This window comes from Candidatus Zixiibacteriota bacterium, assembly GCA_018820315.1.
Lineage (GTDB): Bacteria > Zixibacteria > MSB-5A5 > JAABVY01 > JAHJOQ01 > JAHJOQ01.
Window position 1 is genome coordinate 15,496 of record JAHJOQ010000164.1, and the last position, 17,716, is coordinate 33,211.

Annotated in this window: 13 protein-coding genes; 7 read left to right on the top strand and 6 right to left on the bottom strand. The window is 50.2% G+C overall.

Annotation, left to right across the window (positions count from 1 at the left end; translation table 11 throughout):
• Positions 1-7: 7 nt before the first annotated feature.
• A complete protein-coding gene (aprB, locus tag KKH67_15900; protein ID MBU1320660.1) occupies positions 8-448 on the bottom strand; it encodes an adenylyl-sulfate reductase subunit beta in 441 nt (146 codons plus the stop codon).
• A 37-nt stretch (positions 449-485) separates the two neighbouring features.
• Positions 486-1,721: a sulfate adenylyltransferase gene (gene sat / locus KKH67_15905; protein MBU1320661.1), complete on the bottom strand. Its 1,236-nt coding sequence runs from the start codon at positions 1,719-1,721 to the stop codon at positions 486-488.
• Positions 1,722-2,343: 622 nt separating this feature from the next.
• Here sat and qmoC point away from each other — a divergent pair.
• From qmoC to KKH67_15930, 5 genes are all read left to right on the top strand, one after another.
• Positions 2,344-3,519: a quinone-interacting membrane-bound oxidoreductase complex subunit QmoC gene (gene qmoC / locus KKH67_15910; protein ID MBU1320662.1), complete on the top strand. Its 1,176-nt coding sequence runs from the start codon at positions 2,344-2,346 to the stop codon at positions 3,517-3,519.
• 234 nt (positions 3,520-3,753) lie between these two features.
• On the top strand, positions 3,754-4,515 hold the full coding sequence (locus KKH67_15915) for a hypothetical protein (GenBank protein MBU1320663.1): 762 nt from the start codon (positions 3,754-3,756) through the stop codon (positions 4,513-4,515).
• A gap of 219 nt (positions 4,516-4,734) precedes the next feature.
• The gene (locus KKH67_15920) at positions 4,735-6,897 is read left to right on the top strand and encodes a hypothetical protein (protein MBU1320664.1); all 2,163 of its coding nucleotides are present in this window, start codon (positions 4,735-4,737) and stop codon (positions 6,895-6,897) included.
• Between the two features lie 143 nt (positions 6,898-7,040).
• Positions 7,041-8,390, top strand: a complete 1,350-nt coding sequence (locus KKH67_15925) for a putative sulfate exporter family transporter (protein ID MBU1320665.1) — start codon at positions 7,041-7,043, stop codon at positions 8,388-8,390.
• A gap of 20 nt (positions 8,391-8,410) precedes the next feature.
• Positions 8,411-8,677, top strand: a complete 267-nt coding sequence (locus KKH67_15930; GenBank protein ID MBU1320666.1) for a hypothetical protein — start codon at positions 8,411-8,413, stop codon at positions 8,675-8,677.
• On the opposite strand, the gene KKH67_15935 is transcribed toward KKH67_15930, so the two are convergent.
• Positions 8,666-9,187, bottom strand: a complete 522-nt coding sequence (locus tag KKH67_15935; GenBank protein MBU1320667.1) for a hypothetical protein — start codon at positions 9,185-9,187, stop codon at positions 8,666-8,668. The genes KKH67_15930 and KKH67_15935 overlap by 12 nt on opposite strands.
• A complete protein-coding gene (locus KKH67_15940; protein ID MBU1320668.1) occupies positions 9,169-9,762 on the bottom strand; it encodes a sigma-70 family RNA polymerase sigma factor in 594 nt (197 codons plus the stop codon). The genes KKH67_15935 and KKH67_15940 overlap by 19 nt, the downstream gene beginning before the upstream one ends.
• Positions 9,763-9,890: 128 nt before the next feature.
• On the opposite strand from KKH67_15940, the gene KKH67_15945 reads away from it, so the two are divergent.
• The gene (locus KKH67_15945) at positions 9,891-10,259 is read left to right on the top strand and encodes a hypothetical protein (protein MBU1320669.1); all 369 of its coding nucleotides are present in this window, start codon (positions 9,891-9,893) and stop codon (positions 10,257-10,259) included.
• A gap of 122 nt (positions 10,260-10,381) precedes the next feature.
• On the opposite strand, the gene KKH67_15950 is transcribed toward KKH67_15945, so the two are convergent.
• Complete coding sequence (locus KKH67_15950) at positions 10,382-12,955, bottom strand: hypothetical protein (GenBank protein MBU1320670.1); 2,574 nt, start codon at positions 12,953-12,955, stop codon at positions 10,382-10,384.
• Between the two features lie 184 nt (positions 12,956-13,139).
• Positions 13,140-15,716: a hypothetical protein gene (locus KKH67_15955; protein ID MBU1320671.1), complete on the bottom strand. Its 2,577-nt coding sequence runs from the start codon at positions 15,714-15,716 to the stop codon at positions 13,140-13,142.
• A 190-nt stretch (positions 15,717-15,906) separates the two neighbouring features.
• Between KKH67_15955 and KKH67_15960 the strand changes: the two genes are divergently transcribed.
• Complete coding sequence (locus tag KKH67_15960) at positions 15,907-17,649, top strand: pentapeptide repeat-containing protein (GenBank protein MBU1320672.1); 1,743 nt, start codon at positions 15,907-15,909, stop codon at positions 17,647-17,649.
• Positions 17,650-17,716 lie beyond the last annotated feature (67 nt).

A 17,716-nucleotide genomic window follows, 5' to 3' on the forward strand; every position in this document is an offset into this window, starting at 1 on the left:
TCCTTTCTTACTTGACGCTTGGAATCTGTGCCATACCTGATGACTCAGGCTCTGTACATAGCAAATCGCTCTTCAGGTCGTCAGTAGCGGTGGCGAATCCGCCTTCCGGTTGCGCTTGACCTTCCTCAGTGGTGCGGATCGGGAATTTGAATCTCTTCAGCATACCGTTCCTGAACTTGACAGTCCACATGATGGAGTCTGTGGAACGCAGCGGGGTGACCGTCGCGCCCATTGGGACAAAATCAGCATAACCGCGAACCTCGACTGCCTGGACCGGGCAGATCTTGACGCAGCTGTAGCATTCCCAGCACATCTCGGGTGCCTGGTTGTAGGCTTTCATTTTGTCCTTGTCCAGCACCATCAAGTCGTTGGGACAAATGTGCTGACAAGCTGTCTTGTCCAGCGCCTTGCACCCATCGCACTTGTCGACAATTACGAAGCTAGGCATTTAGAAATCCTCCTTGCAACTGACTTAGTTAAGTCTCTTATTTCTTGATCTTCTTTTCTGCTTCACCGGTCGCATGACCGTGCATCTTGACTTCAACCTTATCTTCATCTTTGATACCGGCGTAGTACTCTCTCAGAATGCTTAGAATTTCCGGACGGCTGAATTCCGCCGGGACTTCGCCCTCTTCCGAAAGTGCCTTACGCAACGCGGTGCCGGAGAGGAAGAGTCTGTCTTCTTTGCCGTGCGGGCAAGTCTTCATCGAGACCATTCCACCACATTTGTAGCACCAGAAAGTCCAGTCGATCGGCAGCATCTTGCATTTGAGCGCACCATCCCACAGATCGAAGAATATCTGCTGAGCGTCGAACGGACCATAGTAATCACCGACGCCGGCATGATCACGGCCGATGATCATGTGTGTGCAGCCGAAATTCTGGCGGAAGAGCGCATGCAAAAGGCCTTCGCGCGGTCCGGCATAACGCATATCAAGTGGATAACCACCTGTAACAACGCGATCCTTTACGAAGTAATTCTCGACGAGAGTATTTATGCAGTCGACGCGAACATCCGCTGGGATGTCGCCTGGTTTCAGTTTGCCCACGAGTTGATGAATATAGATTCCGTCTGAAACCTCGCAGGCTATCTTCGCAAGGTATTCGTGTGAACGGTGCATCGGATTGCGAAGCTGCAACGCTGCGACGGTCTTCCAGCCCTTTTCCGCAAAAATCGCGCGGCTTTCGGCTGGGCGCTGATAGACATCGGCGAACTCTTTGACAAAATAGCTCTCAGAGAGGACTTTCACCGGACCGGCAATATTCCATGCCTTCTGGGCTTTCACCATCTGGACGCCGGGATGCTGATCATCAGTTGTTTTGAATACATGCTTGCACTCGAAGTCCTTGTCGATCTGGTACGATTCCGTAACCTTCATCGTACCCATGATCTCCTTGGTTTCACCCGAAACAAGGCAGATCTCAGTTCCGGGGGCGAGTTTCTCGTCGTGAGAGAGTGTGATCGGGATCGGCCAGAAGAGCCCACTGCTCATCTTCATATCGGCGCAAACGCCTTTCCAGTCCTTCTCTCCCATGAATCCCTCTAAGGGAGTGAAGCCTCCGATACCGAGCATAATCAGGTCGCCGGTTTCGCGAGTCGTCATCTCAAGCTTAGGAAAACCTTCCGCTCTCTTGAGCTCTTTTTTCCTGTCCTCACCGTCAAGCATGAGGATCTTCAGCTTATCACTTCCGTGCGGGGATATCAGATCTGATTTGGCCATGACATGTTCCTTTTACTGTCTTATAACATTAGTATTAATTAGCCATCGTTCTACCGGCGAGAATGCACTTTTTTTCACAAGCTTTTGACAAGCTTAGAGCCACTTGTATCTAATCGGTAGAATACATCACAAACTTGATCCTAATTTCCTTATCAGTTTTCGCCACAAGAATGTAACTTTTTTCACAATCTCTGTCAAGGGAATTCTGAAGGTTTTTTGGGGTTTCGAGTAGATATTTGATGAATTATTCTTCTGAAACTTAAGTGATTCGAGAGACTTACACCTGCAGACCCCAATCTGATGATCCAATGAGGCAGGCAGCATCGCAGACTTCGTTAGATTCGGGTAATCGGGCAAGATCAACATATGTCTCCGATTTTTCGGTCATCGAAAGCAGATTTTGCACCGAGTATACGCTATTACAGGAAAAATCGAATTCAGAGTCGGAGCGGTCTCAGGATGGAACAATCACCCCAAGTGGCTCGATATAACAAACAGACTTCGTGAAATAAGTAGCAAAATTCTTGACAGTAGGTCGAGGCCGGACTATTTTCACCGGTGAAAACATGAGGGGTGGCGCTGCGACATCATAACCGCGCCCCGCACCACACGGGAGTGAATTATGGCTGAACCGAAATATCTGGAGCCTGACACAGACCTGATCAGTGAAGTCCGAAGGGCTGGTGGGGATAGTCTGAAGAAGTGCTATCAGTGCGCTACCTGTTCGGTTGTCTGCAACCTGTCTCCTGCCGACAACCCGTTTCCGCGCAAGGAGATGATTCAGGCGCAGTGGGGTATGACTGATGCACTCATGAGAGATCCTGATGTTTGGCTCTGCTACCAGTGCAACGACTGCAGCATTCACTGTCCACGCAATGCAAGGCCGGGCGATGTGCTTGCGGCAATCAGGTCTCACATCTATCGCAAGTTTGCTGTTCCATCGTTCATGGGTAAGGCACTCGCGAATCCCGGTGCACTCCCGATTCTCTTTCTCGTTCCGATACTCATTATCACTGCCTGCATATTTTTGTCGGCTCCTCGAACTACTGATGGAAGTTTTCTGTTTCTCAGCAGCTCTGTCATTGATTTCAACATATTCATGCCGCACAGCACGGTGGATGCACTGTTCGTCATTGGCAATATCCTGATTTTCATACTGGCAGCAATCGGCTTTCGACGATTCTGGCGAGGTCTTCAGGGCAGGGGAGAGGATCAGCGAATGTCCTTCGTTTCCGGAATGGTGCAGGCTCTCAAAGAAATATTCAGCCATGCACGGTTCTTTGAATGCGAGACGAACAAGTCTCGGAGTTGGGCACACATTATTCTCTTTGCTGGATTCGGCGGCGCGATGATTACCACCGGGTGCGTATTCATCTTCATCTTCATACCATATTATCTGAATATGCTCGGTCTCGAGCAGTTCGAGTCGTTCTTCCATTTGCCTCTCGACATCTCTCATCCGGTCAAGATTCTTGGCGCTGTCAGCGGAGTCCTCATGACGATCGGCGGGGGAATGCTGATCGTACGAAGATGGTCGGACAAGGAGAAGGTAGGCGCGAGCGGATATGCTGATAATCTGTTCCTGTGGACGATCTTCCTGGTCGGCGTCACTGGCATGCTGTCGTGGCTGATCAGGCTCTCCGGCTTAGCGATGCCTGCATACACAGCATATTTTCTGCATTTGGTTTTTGTGTACTTTCTTCTTTGGTATATGCCGTATTCGAAATTCGCGCATATGATCTATCGCTCGCTGGCTCTTGTCTACGCAAAACAGATAGGACGCGAACCAAGAAGCTAATTAGTAATGATATTGTAGGTTGAATCCCTTGCGGATTCGACATCCCGCATTTATGCAGCACATGAATTGTCGAAAGCGCGAGGCTTTCGACCTACGGACTGAATTCCTGTTGCATTGCTGAGTTGCGCGATTTATATTTTGTTGAGATAGCCTCAGCTGCGTTGAGCGCATGAGGAGTAGAGGACAACAGTATTCAACGAACTATGCGATTAATTCGAGATAAGGGGAAACGCGATGGAATACGAAGTATTTGTTTCCGTGATCGGCGCCTTGGCAACCGTGTTCGCGGCTTTGGCTTCGCAATACATCTTTCGACGGCAGAGGGACATCCAGAGGAGGAAGTCAGAGGAGATCACGCAACTTGCAGATCTAGTCAGAACGGAAGAATCCAAATCCCGAGCAGGTTCCGTTGAGAGGCTGCTTGAGAAGATCCCTTCTGGCCTTCAGCTTGACGAATTCAACAGGAAGCTAGAGGAGATAGCAGTTACATTCTCTCAGGCAATTCCCACGAGGACGGAATCGTACGATGCTGTCGAGAATCTAATCAACGGATATCACGAGCAGGCACTTGATCAGGCTAAGGTCCAGTTCTGGTTCAGTGTTGTAGCAGCATCAATCGGATTCACGCTTATCATTTATCAAGGCATGAACATTGACATCGACCAGCTGTCTACGACGGCGAAAATCCTTCCAGGAGCGACCATTGACGCGGTTGCCTTCTTGTTCTTTAGGCAGGCGTCTGCGACTCGCCAAAGGGCAACAGAACTGTATGACAGACTTAGGACTGACAAGAAGAACAGTGAATCGGTCCGGTTGGTTTCGTCGATTGAAGATCTGAGAGTCAGAAGTGCAGTCAAGGCGCAGATTGCTCTGCACATGTCGGGACTAAACCCCAGCGCAATCGACTTGACGAAGTTCTTGTCGCCTGAGGATGCCGGCAAGTCATCGGAAGACGATGCTGAAGAAGAGCGGGTGGTTGACCTGCAGTCCAAATAGCCCGCCTCCCCTTTGGCTCACATAGCGTAGTTTCACGAGTCCATAGGTGGTTCATATTCCGCTGTTCTGATGCACGCAGCTGTTTCTTTCTTCTTGTGGCTGGTGTACGTCCTCGTGCATCAGCATGGATGAAAAATGTGGCGGGCAAATCATCAATTTACTATATATGACCATTGCGCGTCCAAGGTCACTATACTGAATTGAGGGAGCGACCTGAGTTTGAATTTCCTGACGAAAGTCCCGAGTTTTCTTGAAGGGAAGAAGTTCTATATTCTTCTCGGCCTCATCTTCGCAGTCGGACTGCTCGCACGCATCTTGTACCTGCCCGCCGATGCTCCGATTGGCTTCACCAGATCACAGGATGTCTCGACAGATCCATTCGCATATACATACTTCGCCAAGAACCTGATCGACACGGGTAATGCGAACCCGTACGACGATCCTCGCTGGATAGTGTACGAGAAGTCCACTCAGACTGTCGCGGCATATCTCGTATACGCCGTGCTTGGCACAGGGAGGGCACAGGGCAATCTAACAGCAGTTATCCTGAACCTACTCGCGATCCTCATGATCGCACTCGCAATCAAGAATTACGGTTCCAGACTGGCTGCTTTGTTGTTTGCTCTGCTTGCGTGCACGAACTTCACACTTATCATGTTCGCCAGGATACCGTTTCTCGAAGCATCACAGAATTTCTGGCTCGCAGCCGCATTCTATTTATTCTCACTCGGTGAGAAGCGCGGTTTCTGGTTTGTATTATCTGGTGCCGCCACCGCCGCCGCCGCATTCTTCGGCAAGATGGTGGCTCTCTATGCAGGTGGGCTATATCTGTCCGTATGGGTTTTTAAGCTTCTAACTGCCGAAAACGATAGAAAGCCCATCCTGATAGATGCAGTCAGGTTTTACGCAGCTTATGTAGCCATTGGAATATTCTGGTTTCTGTTCACGTATCTTCCCTCGGCATCCGAAGTATCGAGCTATTATGCTGAGCAGGGATTGGGATTGTATGGTAGTCCGAGAGCATTCGAGGAACTCCGCATGTTTTTCTGGCAGATTCAGAATCTCCTTGCAGAAAGGCAATTCATGGCGAAGCTGCCGATCGTTACATCCCTGGCTGCGCTTGGCGGTGCAATGGTCATTGCTTATCTCGTGAAATCGCTTCGCAACAAGAAAGTAGACTATCCACTCACTTCCGGGTGGGTCATTCTACTTGTCTGGCTTGTGCTCGCATATATTGCCCTGTTTCCATTCAACTACAGGCCGCTCAGATACCAGACTACTCTCATGTTCCCGATGATAGCGCTCGCTGGCATTTTGCTCGCTATTCCATTCGAGTTTGTGAAAGCAAAGATCGAGAAGAAGAAAAAGCGGCGGTCGGACAGCAAGATGCTCACGGGTGTTTTCTGGAGTCTGTGGTTTCCACCTTTTCTCTGCTCCGCTTATCTCATACTGAAATCCTCGACTGGAGGCGGACTCGATCCATCGGTTCAGGATAACATCTACGTCTATACTATCATTTTCATGTGTGTCGGTTTCGCGTTGTGGTTTATAGTCAAGCTTGACATCTGGCGTTCTGCCGTATATCGAGATATAGCACGAGTCGGGGTGCTTGTGATTGTGCTGGGCTATCTCATCATGCATGCCTTAGGATATGTCTCCTGGGCGGGAACCAGAGAATATTCACTCGTTTACGCAGACAGGGATCTTGGCGAGATACTATCAGGCGACGCCGTGCTGTCCGGATCTTATGCATCGGCACTGACTCAGGAAAACAAGCTCGGCTGCATCCACCACCAATTTGGTGTGGAGACTCCGGACCTCGATTTCTTCAACAAATTTCCGATCACTCACCTCGCAATCGATGAGGGGAACGAGAAACGCGCGCGACAGGACTATCCTACTCTCATGGCTGGGGCTAAAGAGATTGCCAACTATCGACTTCGCGGTTTCCCGGTCAAGATATTCAACATTTCGCAGGTCAGTCCGAATGCCGCTGCTCAAACATATCATCTTTCTGAGTATGAGCAGGCGAGATTCATGCTAACCGGAAACCAGCCCGATTCCGCGAACGCATTGATGACTCGGTTCGCTGCATCAGGATCAAGAAGCTACACTGCGGAGCTTTACCTCGCGGAGACGCAGCTCAGGGCGCAGAAGTATGATGCCGCCATCGAGCATCTGCAAAGGGCTGTCGAGATCGCACCTTTCGATCTGTACACGGCATATTTGTTTGGACAGGCGCTTCTGAACTCTGCGCAAACGCAGGGCAGTCCGGCATATCTTGAGGAGGCTCTGGGCTATCTCGAATTCGCATATGCGAGACGGCCGGCTGACCAGAAGCTGAGGCAGACTATTGAGAGCTTGAAGCGACAGCTTCGTTGAGCACTCACTTCACTTGAATCAAAACGACCTCCGATTTTGGTTGATTCCACTACTAAAGCGCAATAAATTTGTTTATAGCATGTTTCGGTTTGCCGGAGAATATGCGGTGGTTGCACTGAACAAAATTCCATAGACTATTCAATATGAGTTCTGAGAGGCACGAGATGAAGAACAGCATGAGTTCTCTCTGGAAAAGTGAGGATTGGTGGGCGGTTTGGATCGGCTTCGCGATCATTATCGCAGCTCTCCTGAGAATCCTCCCGAAAATACCGAGCGTGGGCAAGTGGACTGACGATCCGTTGGCTGCATTCAGCATCATCAAAGAGGGAGTTGCGACAGGTAACATCCTTCTTCCACTATTGATGCTGATGATAGGACTCGGTTTGCTGACAGCCGTTGGTGTCGCATCCATGAAGACAGAGAAGCTGGTAAAATACCTTGCGGGATTCGCTGGTGTCTTCATCCTGGCCACATTGGCATACTGGATAGCCGATCAGGTCAACATCAAATACTGGGGATTAAGTTATGCTATGTGGGCTCTGCTGGTCGGGCTGCTTGTCTCGAACACTATCGGTACTCCCAAATGGCTGAGAGCGGGTGCTAGAACCGAGCTTTTCATAAAGATAGGGCTTGTGCTGATGGGTTGCGAAATCTTATTCAAAAAGATCATGGCGCTCGGTGCTCCCGGTCTGATGGTCGCCTGGATCGTAACTCCGATAGTGATCATCTTCATGTACAAATTTGGCACAAAAATCCTCAAGATGTCGAACAAATCACTGATTATCATAATTGCTGCGGCAACCTCTGTATGCGGGGTCTCGGCGGCAATAGCTGTAGCAGCGGCATGCTGTGCCAAGAAAGAGGACCTCACACTTGCAGTCGGAATGACTCTTATCTTCACCGTGCTGATGATGTTCTTCATGCCTCTTGGAATAAAGTACATCGGAATGAATGACATTCTCGGCGGCGCATGGATGGGTGGCACAATCGACTCGACCGGAGCGGTCGTTGCTGCCGGATCGATGCTCGGAGATGCTGCAGAGAAAGTGGCCGCGGTCGTGAAGATGATACAAAATGTGCTGATCGGCGTCGTCGCTTTCGTTGTCGCCATATACTGGGTGACACGTGTAGAGTGCGAGGGCAGCGATCACAAGCCGAATGCTATGGAAATCTGGTACAGATTTCCGAAGTTCGTGCTCGGATTTGTGGCTGCGTCACTCGTTTTCTCATTCATAGTTGTGCCGGCATCATCCGGAGACTTCAAACTCGTCGAGGCGAGTTACATCAAACCATTTACGAGAGAGCTAAGAGAATGGTTCTTCTGTCTCGCTTTTGTCGCGATCGGGCTTGAATCGAATTTCAAGGACCTGACGAGCAGAATGGAGGGAGGCAAGCCGCTGATCCTCTATGGTGTTGGTCAGACATTCAATTTGATCCTGACTCTGTTGGTTGCATACCTTGCATTCATCGTCTTCTTCCCGAATGCGATCTGAAGGAGGGTGTGAGAGCTGAAATGACAAACAAGCGACATGACAGGATTGGCCGCTTCATAGCGTGGTCGAAATTCGCTATCGGACTTTGTATGCTGTTGCTGATGGTGACTCTCTTTGCGTCAGGCTATACTCTTCCCGGTGTGTTTGGCGAAGTGGTCCGGCACAACCAGGCGACCGACATCGATGCTTCGCCGCTATTCTATTCTGAGGTCGAGAATATGTCCGATCTCGAGGATGGAGTCAGAGTGATGATGGAGCAAGCTCGGTCGATGCCATCAAGCGAGTAGCGACGAGATTCCTCTCTTTGATCTGATCATGAGTCTGTCTACCACCCAGACCGCCGCGATGGCGAGGAGCCCAGATACCAAAGGAATAGCAAACCGCGTCGATGACGCGAGCCTGGTCTTCATGTCTGCCGCCACCGCATTGTCATGAAATGGCCTAAACAGATCAATACGCATGAGTGACTTTGCGACTGCAGTGAGGTCTACGAAGTATGCCACTGCAGCAAGCGTCATCAGCAATCCTGCGGCAGCCACCAGAGATTCGAAGTGTCTCTGCCAGAAGGGGGCTTTCATTTCGGCGACAATCGAATTTAGGATTGTCGAAGTGAAATCAACCGGTAATTCGAAGCCTGATTCATCGCTGAGGCCGACATTCAGTCTGCTGTATTGTTCGGCCCTCGTGTGGCATTCAGGGCATATATCGAGATGATTCGCGATCTCTGCCGAGCAATCTACTGATCGCTCATCGAGAAATCCCTGAATCTCCTCATCTGTCAGATGCTTGCTTCCCACAGGTCCTCCATTTGGTATTTCGTCAGAAGACGATCCTTCAGAAGCTTTCTGGCCCGGAATAGATAACTCTTCACTGTACCCTCAGGCATGTTCATGATGCTTCCGATTTCGCGATAACTCATGTCATCGAGATGATAGAGAGTGATAATCGCTGCGAACTGCGCTGGCAGCTTGTCGATCTCGGTGCGAAGCCTGATCGAGACATCTTCCAATTCGGCTTGCTTATCCGGTGGTGCCGAATCATCACAGTGAGATTCGATACTTCCGCCATTCGAGGCAATGTCTTCATATAGCGGAATTTTCTTCTTCTCCAGATAATTGCCGCACGTATTATACGCTATCCGTGCGATCCAGGTCGAGAGCTTCGATTTGAACTGAAAGCTCGATAGATTTTGATAGACCCGAATAAAGATATCCTGGCAGAGATCTTCGCGGTCTGTTTCATTGTGTACCATTCTAAACACGATATGGCTCACCAAGCGTTTGTTCTGATCGACAACGGCTCTGAATGCCTCGGCGTCGCCGGAGATAATTTTGTGTACCAGGCGCTCGCTGTCATCCAGATAATCCTCCATATTTATCAGACCGATATCTCAGGCAGAATGTTGCATGAATATTGGTATAGTATTCCGGCGGAATCTGCAACATTTGCGAGTACATCCTTGTCAAACTAATCAGAAGACACAAAAGCAAGGAGTTGGAAATGCTGCAATTAACTGACGCCATCGAAATGGTAATCGTGTTTTTCACGATCGGGTTTGTGGTAAAGATTATCCTCGATTACAGTATGCGGAAAAAGCTCATCGAGAAAGGCCTCGTCGATAAGAACGTGAAGTATCTGTTCAGTGACGGCGGCCCCGCAAAGTCATCGTTGAAGTGGGGCATGGTCCTGATCGGAATCGGAGTAGCGATAATCATCGGCCGCATTGTACCATATCGCTGGTCAGATGAGATCACTGTCAGCGGGATATTTATTCTCGCCGGGCTCGCGATGGTGATCTATTACGCTATTGCTCCAAGAATCAGAACGAATGGCGACAGTGAAGCTTCCTCCGACGAAGTTGATCGATAGAATATTGTCGTGTAAAGAGCGGCAGGCGACTTTCCGCGAGAGCATTTCTTCCTGAAACGGAATCACACTTAGCGTTTGATAAGGCTCAGGGTGTTTCTTCCGGAGAGTGTATCTCAATTTGGCTATAATATAATCACAAATTTCCCCACCTGATTTCCCCATTCAGATTCGATTGAGAATAGATAGATGCCACTTGCGACGAGTTCATTGTGGCGAGTCCTGAGGTCCCATTGAATCTTGGAATCGGTGTCGGTGAATCTCCCAGGATGATCGAGCTCCCTGACAAGTTCGCCGGAGAGAGTGTATATCCTGATCTTGCACCTGGGTGGCAGATTCACGAAGTGTATTCGTCTTGTATGATCCACGAATCCCGAGTGTCCTTGGTCCTCGTAGTCTGATGCCGCGTATCGTCCATCCCCATAATACGGGTTCGGATAAACCTCGACTGGAATGTTCTCTCTGAGTGATACGGAGGCATCGTTAATCGCCCATACTTCTGTCGCGTTGGATAGCGGTGAGCTTTCCAGTGGCTCAAGGTCCCGTTCATAGTCGCCGAAATCGAAGGCGGTGACCGAGAAATACCACGGGATCGATGACAACAGATTGTCCATCTCAAACTCATATTCGTAATACTTGTGATACAGCACAGAGTCGCCTGTCAGCGGATTAAACCCCTTAACCCACAAATCGGGATTGAGAGAGTCGATTTCAGGTATTATCAGACCCTCTTCGATCTCTTCAGCGAATCTCTTTCTGATACCGGTGGCATTGTGAACGAACGCTCCATCCTCCCAGCCCGCTATGGACTGATTCCACTCCAGAGGGGTGAAGCAGAGAACAGACCCATCGTGATCGAATCCGACTCCATCATCATTGAGGGGATACACTTCGGGATCGAATGACTGGCCGAACATCTCGCGCAATGTGCTCAGCTTGAGTGGTATGCTGGCTACCTCGAACTCACTCTTATCAGAATTCCAGCGCAGCACTGTGTAGTCGAGGAAATCCCGTGATTCGAGCATTCCGAGCCTGTCGATTCGGGGCTGTCGTCCCATGTAGACTCGGTATCCTTCGAAATCGATCTGTCTCGTGAAGGGGTCTCTTGATGTCTCGCTGATGAGACCGTTCCACCTGAGTGTGATCTTGCCGATAGTGGTCGACTGGCGCAGAACGGGCGGGGGAGGTGATACGGCTGCCCTGAAGTCAGGAACGCCATCGCCTGCGTAATAGAACGTGTCCAGAATCTCCTGGCCGTTGACCGTGTCCGGTATCAACCAGAACGGCCCGGAATCATCGTCACCATCAGTATCATAACCCGGATTGTCGTATACCCAGTTTGCCCAGACGGCATTGAGCGCAGCATCTCTGAAATCGACCTTACTATAGTAGGTGTGAGGGGAACGCGGAAGATTATCAGCTGCATTTCGAGGATCTCTGTGGAAATCCTCGCCCGCAAGATATGCAAGCGTGAACGGTACAGTGTCACCAACGTCGATATCAAATGGTCCTGCCGAGAGCACAAACCGAGTGTCATATCCATCGGCAATCGTCTCAGCGAATGTTGGAGGTGGTAACCAGCCCTCCTGCGTATGATCTTCCGCTGAGTAAATCTGATCGTAATCGTGTTCGCCGTTGGACAGAAGGTAGTATTTGTTGCGGTCTCCCTCTGGCGTGCCGAGACCACCTGTTCCGTAGTTGCGCTTTGTGGCATCGAGCATCGGCCCCCAGTCAAAGGCTGACGTACCATTTGACGTCCACCAGTTAAACGCTACCTTCGTTTGGCGACTGGAAAGGCGCATCACTCGTACACCTGCGACGGATGTCGCACTTCGGTCATCGAAGAAATCGACATTTGGATCGCCGTCATTGTCGGCAATCCATGCAAAATCAATCGTGTCGAGGAAGTTGCCCCCCGCGATTGAGGGATAAGTTTCTCGAAATCCGCAGACGTCATCTTCGTGACCGCCGACGTCGTTGGAGATGTGGTTGACGTCCCCATCGACGTATAATCCAACATAGACGTTCTCCAGCGATTTCGCTCCGATGTTCCGAATCTGGTAGTCGAGCAGAATAAAGTCCTGAGCGTATCCAACACTCCATGAGTAACTGGTCTGTTTGACCTCGATATTAAGTGGCACATGCAGCTCCCCGTTGTATCCGGTTCCAACGTATGACTCTTCGTCGAGAGTGTCTGTGTAGGTCGCGATGAACTCAAGATCGGCGTGTGCCTCTTCATCATAATCTGGATCAGATGGCCTATTCGAGCGCTTGTGCAGACCGCAGTGAGTCGGGTCAGCGCATGGATTCATAGCATAGACATACTGCCAGCCATCGAAGCCTTCCGACACCAGTGTGTCCTCTCCGACGACGGCGCCGATCCACAGGGCTGCAGCATAGAGATATTCAACCTGGGACCCTGCGGGGAACTGCGCCGAAGGGGCGCTGAGCCCTGTCTCACAATCATTCCATTCACCATCTTCGCTTCCGAACAGTCCGAAATTCGACACAGAGAAGAGGAAATTGCTGTATGTATGCGTGCAGACCTCAGTATACGGGCGTTCTATTCTGGTTGTCTTGAATCTGCCTTCTGCAGAATCAGGAAGAGGGGAAGTGTTATTCGCCTCTGCGAAGAGCTGAGGTGCTATCAGGAGCAATATACATCCAGCCAACAGTACGTTACATTTCGTTCTGCACATGGTCTGATCTCCTGCCATTCCTTTAGTTTTGGTTGCTGCTGCTCAGTTCTGTCGGTGCGTTCCCGTATAAGAGACGGATAACTCTAACAAACATAAAATGGAAAAGCAATATGAATGCAAGCGAAACGTTGGATGGTCAGGCGGCAATACTTGCAGAATGATTCTCGGATTACACATAGAACTGCTAGAGTATGATCAGTAACTTGCCGATCTGGTTGCCCCAGTATGATTCGACAACGAACAGGTAGATGCCGCTTGTGACGAGCATGTCGTCCTTTGATTTCAGATTCCAGAGAAGCTCGGTGGCGGATCTGCTATCACCGCTGGGGTGAACCAGTTCTCGCACCAATTCGCCGCTAATCGTGTAGATTTTCAGCGTGCAGTACGGTGGGAGATCGATGAAGTGGATACGACGTTCCCTGTCAAAAATACCGGTGTGGTTCGGATCCTCATACCCTGCTCGTGCGTATCGGTCTTCACCGTAGTATGGATTTGGATAGACGGTCACTTGCGGACCCCGGTCGAAATCGGTGGATGGAAAATCTGCCGGATTCGCCTGGATCAGGTTATCGAGGGGATTGCTTTCTGCGGAGACCGTTCCGGTAGAAATATCTCCAAAATCGAGCGCAGTGACTGAAAAGTAGCAGGTTTCGTTCGGGTAGAGATTGTCAATTGAATATTCGTACTCAAAGAACTTATGGTACATCACCTCTTCACCCGTCATGCGGTCTTGTTCCGTGACCCACAGATCGGGGTTGAATGAGTCTATCTCCGATGTGACGATGCCGCGTTCTATTTCATCCGCATAGGTCTTCTTGATACATGAGTGATCAAATGTCGTCGCGCCGTCAGTCCAGCCTCTGATCGACTGGTTCCATCCTACCGGGGTGAAGCAGTAGAACACTCCGCCACTCTCGAAACCATATTCGTCACCGTTGCACAAGTAGTCGAGAGGGTCGAAATCGTCGCCGAACATTTCCCACAGCGAAGCGAGTGTCATCGGTTCGCTCATTAAGCGGAATCTGATCTCATCAGAGGACCGGTATCTGACAGAGAAGTCGACTTTGTCCTGGCTGCAGACGAGCGCAAGGGATGGAATCGTAGGGTGGCTCCCCATATAGACACGATAGCCTTCAAAATCGGTCCAGCGAGTGATGGGATCGATCATGGATTCGCAGTCAATTCCATTCCATCGAAGTGTCACGGAACCGTAATCTGATTCGTGTCGAAGTCGTGGTGCCGGCGGAGAGGTGACTGCTCGATAGTCCGGCACACCATCGCCGGAATAGTTGAATGTATCGATTACTTCCTCGCCGCCAATTGTATCTACTATAACAAAGTAAGATCCGGCGTTGTCATCGCCATCCGTATCGACGCCGGGATTGTCAAACACCCTCGCTGCCATGCTCGCGTTCAGACCGATATCATCAAAGCTCAGAGTATTATAGAAGCTATCCGGCTCCATACCTCCGTCGCGCCTCATATAATTATCGAAGCTGGTCGGATCCTGATGAAATCTCTCTCCCGCTACATAAGCGATCGTAATCGACTTTGTCTCATCGGGCAGGAGTTGGAACGGTCCCACGGAGATCATGCAGCTTACGTCTGTTCCCGCCGCGATCATTGCGGAGGTGGGTGGAGGAGGCATCCATCCGTAGACGCTGAAATCCTTCCCAGAGAATATCTGATCATAGTCATGCTCTCCATTAGACAGAACGTAGTACTTGTTGCGGTCACCTTCAGGAACACCCTGCCCGCCGGTGCCGAAATTCCGCCTTATTGCTTCCATCATCGGCCCCCAGTCGAATCTCGAATTGCCATTGAGCGACCACCAGTTGAAACTTGTTGTCATATCCTCTTCGGGGAGCTTCAGGAATCGAATGCCGGCTACCGAGCGAGCACTATGTTCATCGAACACACCTTCTACTGGATCGCCATCGTTGTCAGCAATATAGGCGAGATTGATCGTATCCTCAAACCCATGACCGGCAGACGAGAGGACAGTATGCCTGAAACCACTAATATCATCATAGTATCTGTCATAGACGAATCTGCTTCCGACATCGCCATCGACATATATGCCGACGTAAACTTCGCTCAGATCCGCAGGCCCAATGTTCCTGATATCATAGTCTATTATTATGAAGTCCTCAGCATGTGGCACACTCCAGGAGTAGCTATGCTGTGTTACCTCGATGTTGAGCGGAATATGTTCTCTGCCACTCCAGTCATGCGGTACGTACCTCGGATCCACCAGAGTATCGGTGTACGTAGCGATGTACTCCTGATCAGCATGGGCATCCTCATGATAGTACCAGTCAGACGGTCTGCTGGAGCGCCGCTCAAGCCCGCAATTCGCCTCTGAGCAGGGATAGAGTTCGTTGGCAATCTGCCACCCGTCCGCACCGACTGAAACAATAGTATCATTACCGACCACCGCTCCAATCCAAATGGCGGCCATATATAGATGCTCTATTCCGCTGCCAGCAGGGAATTCAGCGGATGGCGCGGCGAGTCCTGTCTCGCAATCCCTCATTTCCCGACCATAACTGCCGAAGAAGCCCCAATTTGAAATCCCCATCCATAGGTTATTGTATGTGTGAATACAGGTCTGAGTATACGGTGGCTGATTGATTGAGGCCTTGTGAAAACGACCCACTTCGGCGACGCCACTGGGCTTGTCAATCTCTCCCATTCCCGATCCTGCGGTCAGGAGAAAGAACACCGCAACGAGAACCAGCGCTGAACTCTTCGTAGCCATGTCATACCTCTTTCTAATCCCCCGGATTAGCAGAACTCGATTCTGCAATTCACACTGTGCTCCAACTATACGGACGTCTGATCTGTGATTTTATCAAATGCAATAATCACAGATCACGCAACAGGAAACTTCGAGTTGCAGTATTGTTCAAAGAACAAACGGGATAAGAAAAGTCTGCATAGTAGCAGAAATGCCACTCCCGGATTTACTGTGTACTAAAGACATTGCCAGATCGGGGTGCCGCTTAAGGCGGAAAGGCGAGAAATTGCTTGACGATGTCCCTAATATTATAGATCATTATCGCATTACTATGAAGGCAAAGTCGAAAAAGAACTTGCGCGAAGAGACGGAAGCGGATGCTCCGTTCCAACAGTTATCCGATTCCAAGCTGCGGAAAATTCTCGAGCAACACAAGAGGTGGTTGGAGTTGCCCCCCGGGAGTATGCACCCCGGCCGGGCTAATCTACGGTATTATGATCTGAAAGGCCAACAACTGGTAGGAGTAAATCTGAAGGCAGCGGACATGGAGGGATCTGATCTTCAAGACGCTGACATGCAGGGCTGCAATCTGATAGAGGCTAATCTGGACGGTGCGAATCTCAGGGGGGCAGACCTCAGAAAATGTGATTTTCAGTGTGCGAATGCGCATCGGACCAACCTGCGAGAAGCCGACCTTCGGGAAGCCGATCTGGATCGTGCAATTGGGCTGACTGCCGTGCAACTGGCTGGCGCCAACTTGTCTGGGGCAAAGTTGCCGGGGAATTTGTGCGAATTTGACGGATTGAAATCGGTCGAACAAATCTCTAAGAGTGCACAGAAAATATTCCTTCTTATGCTTGCCTGTGTGGCATATTCGCTGCTTACGATAGGGGCTGTCAGCGACTCTGAGATTTTTGTCAACTCGCTCACTTCAGCCATTCCAGTAGTCGGAGCACACGTTCCAATAGTTGGATTCCTCTTCGCGGCTCCTGTTATTCTGCTATGCATATTCTTGTACTTTCAGATACACTTGCAACGGTTATGGGAGCAGATTGTGGCTCTCCCCGCAGTATTTCCAGATGGAAGATATCTTGACGAAAAGGTGTATCCTTGGTTTGTGACGTGGATCGCACAGTGGTGCATGCCTCGGAAGTACCGCAGATCAAAGCCGTTAGCACTTACGCAAACACTCATAACGTTGTTCATGGTGTGGTTATTGGTACCTGCAACAGTTGGCGTATTCTGGGTACGCTACTCTATGTATAGTGTCGAGCAAGCAACGGGGAGTGCTTATTTTCTGTTCTTCCCCGTATCGGTGCTCATTACTGCGTACATGCTCATTCTTGCGAACAAGACTGTGCATAACCCATTGCTCAGATTGCAAACCCCGGGGCCAATGGTAGCTTGGCTAGTTGCCCTCGCGGTGGGTACAACCTCTCTCGTGTTCGCGCCAAAGAGCTCGGATTTTCAACGAGCGAACTTCAGAGGGTTGGCTTACGAAAATGGCGACTTCCGGAACACAGTATTAAGAGGTGCCAACCTCGAGATCTCGAATCTGAAGGCCGCAGATCTCGCAGGTGCCAACCTGCAACAATCTAATATGCAAAGAGCCGATCTGCGTGAAGCTACTCTTGACTCAGTCATCGCCGACTTGGCATCATTTGAATACGCGCTGCTTGCAAATGCTACCCTGCGTGATGCGAGTCTTGTTGGTGCGGATCTATCATCAGCTGTTCTAGCTGGTGCGGACATGTCTGGAGCGGACTTGCGCTACGCCGTCGGCCTGACGTTAAGCCAGGTAAATTCAGTCAAACTGGATTCCAGCACTCAGTTGCCTGCCTACATTCTGGATTCAATTCAGACAGATTCACTCCTGACTGTCAAGTACGGCTTTCTGTTCAAGGCGGACAGCCTGCAGTCTGTCGAGCCGCCGCCGGGTACAGCAGCACCTTGATTTGCGCGAGTCTCTTGGCGAGGCTGCAGCGTCGATGCATGCGATTCAGTAGAAGTACGAACCGGAA

Coding starts and splice junctions, on each gene's coding strand:
- aprB (MBU1320660.1), bottom strand. CDS start 448: ATGCCTAGCTTCGTAATTGTCGACAAGTGCGATGGGTGCAAGGCGCTG.
- sat (MBU1320661.1), bottom strand. CDS start 1,721: ATGGCCAAATCAGATCTGATATCCCCGCACGGAAGTGATAAGCTGAAG.
- qmoC (MBU1320662.1), top strand. CDS start 2,344: ATGGCTGAACCGAAATATCTGGAGCCTGACACAGACCTGATCAGTGAA.
- KKH67_15915 (MBU1320663.1), top strand. CDS start 3,754: ATGGAATACGAAGTATTTGTTTCCGTGATCGGCGCCTTGGCAACCGTG.
- KKH67_15925 (MBU1320665.1), top strand. CDS start 7,041: ATGAGTTCTGAGAGGCACGAGATGAAGAACAGCATGAGTTCTCTCTGG.
- KKH67_15930 (MBU1320666.1), top strand. CDS start 8,411: ATGACAAACAAGCGACATGACAGGATTGGCCGCTTCATAGCGTGGTCG.
- KKH67_15940 (MBU1320668.1), bottom strand. CDS start 9,762: ATGGAGGATTATCTGGATGACAGCGAGCGCCTGGTACACAAAATTATC.
- KKH67_15945 (MBU1320669.1), top strand. CDS start 9,891: ATGCTGCAATTAACTGACGCCATCGAAATGGTAATCGTGTTTTTCACG.
- KKH67_15950 (MBU1320670.1), bottom strand. CDS start 12,955: ATGTGCAGAACGAAATGTAACGTACTGTTGGCTGGATGTATATTGCTC.
- KKH67_15955 (MBU1320671.1), bottom strand. CDS start 15,716: ATGGCTACGAAGAGTTCAGCGCTGGTTCTCGTTGCGGTGTTCTTTCTC.
- KKH67_15960 (MBU1320672.1), top strand. CDS start 15,907: ATGCCACTCCCGGATTTACTGTGTACTAAAGACATTGCCAGATCGGGG.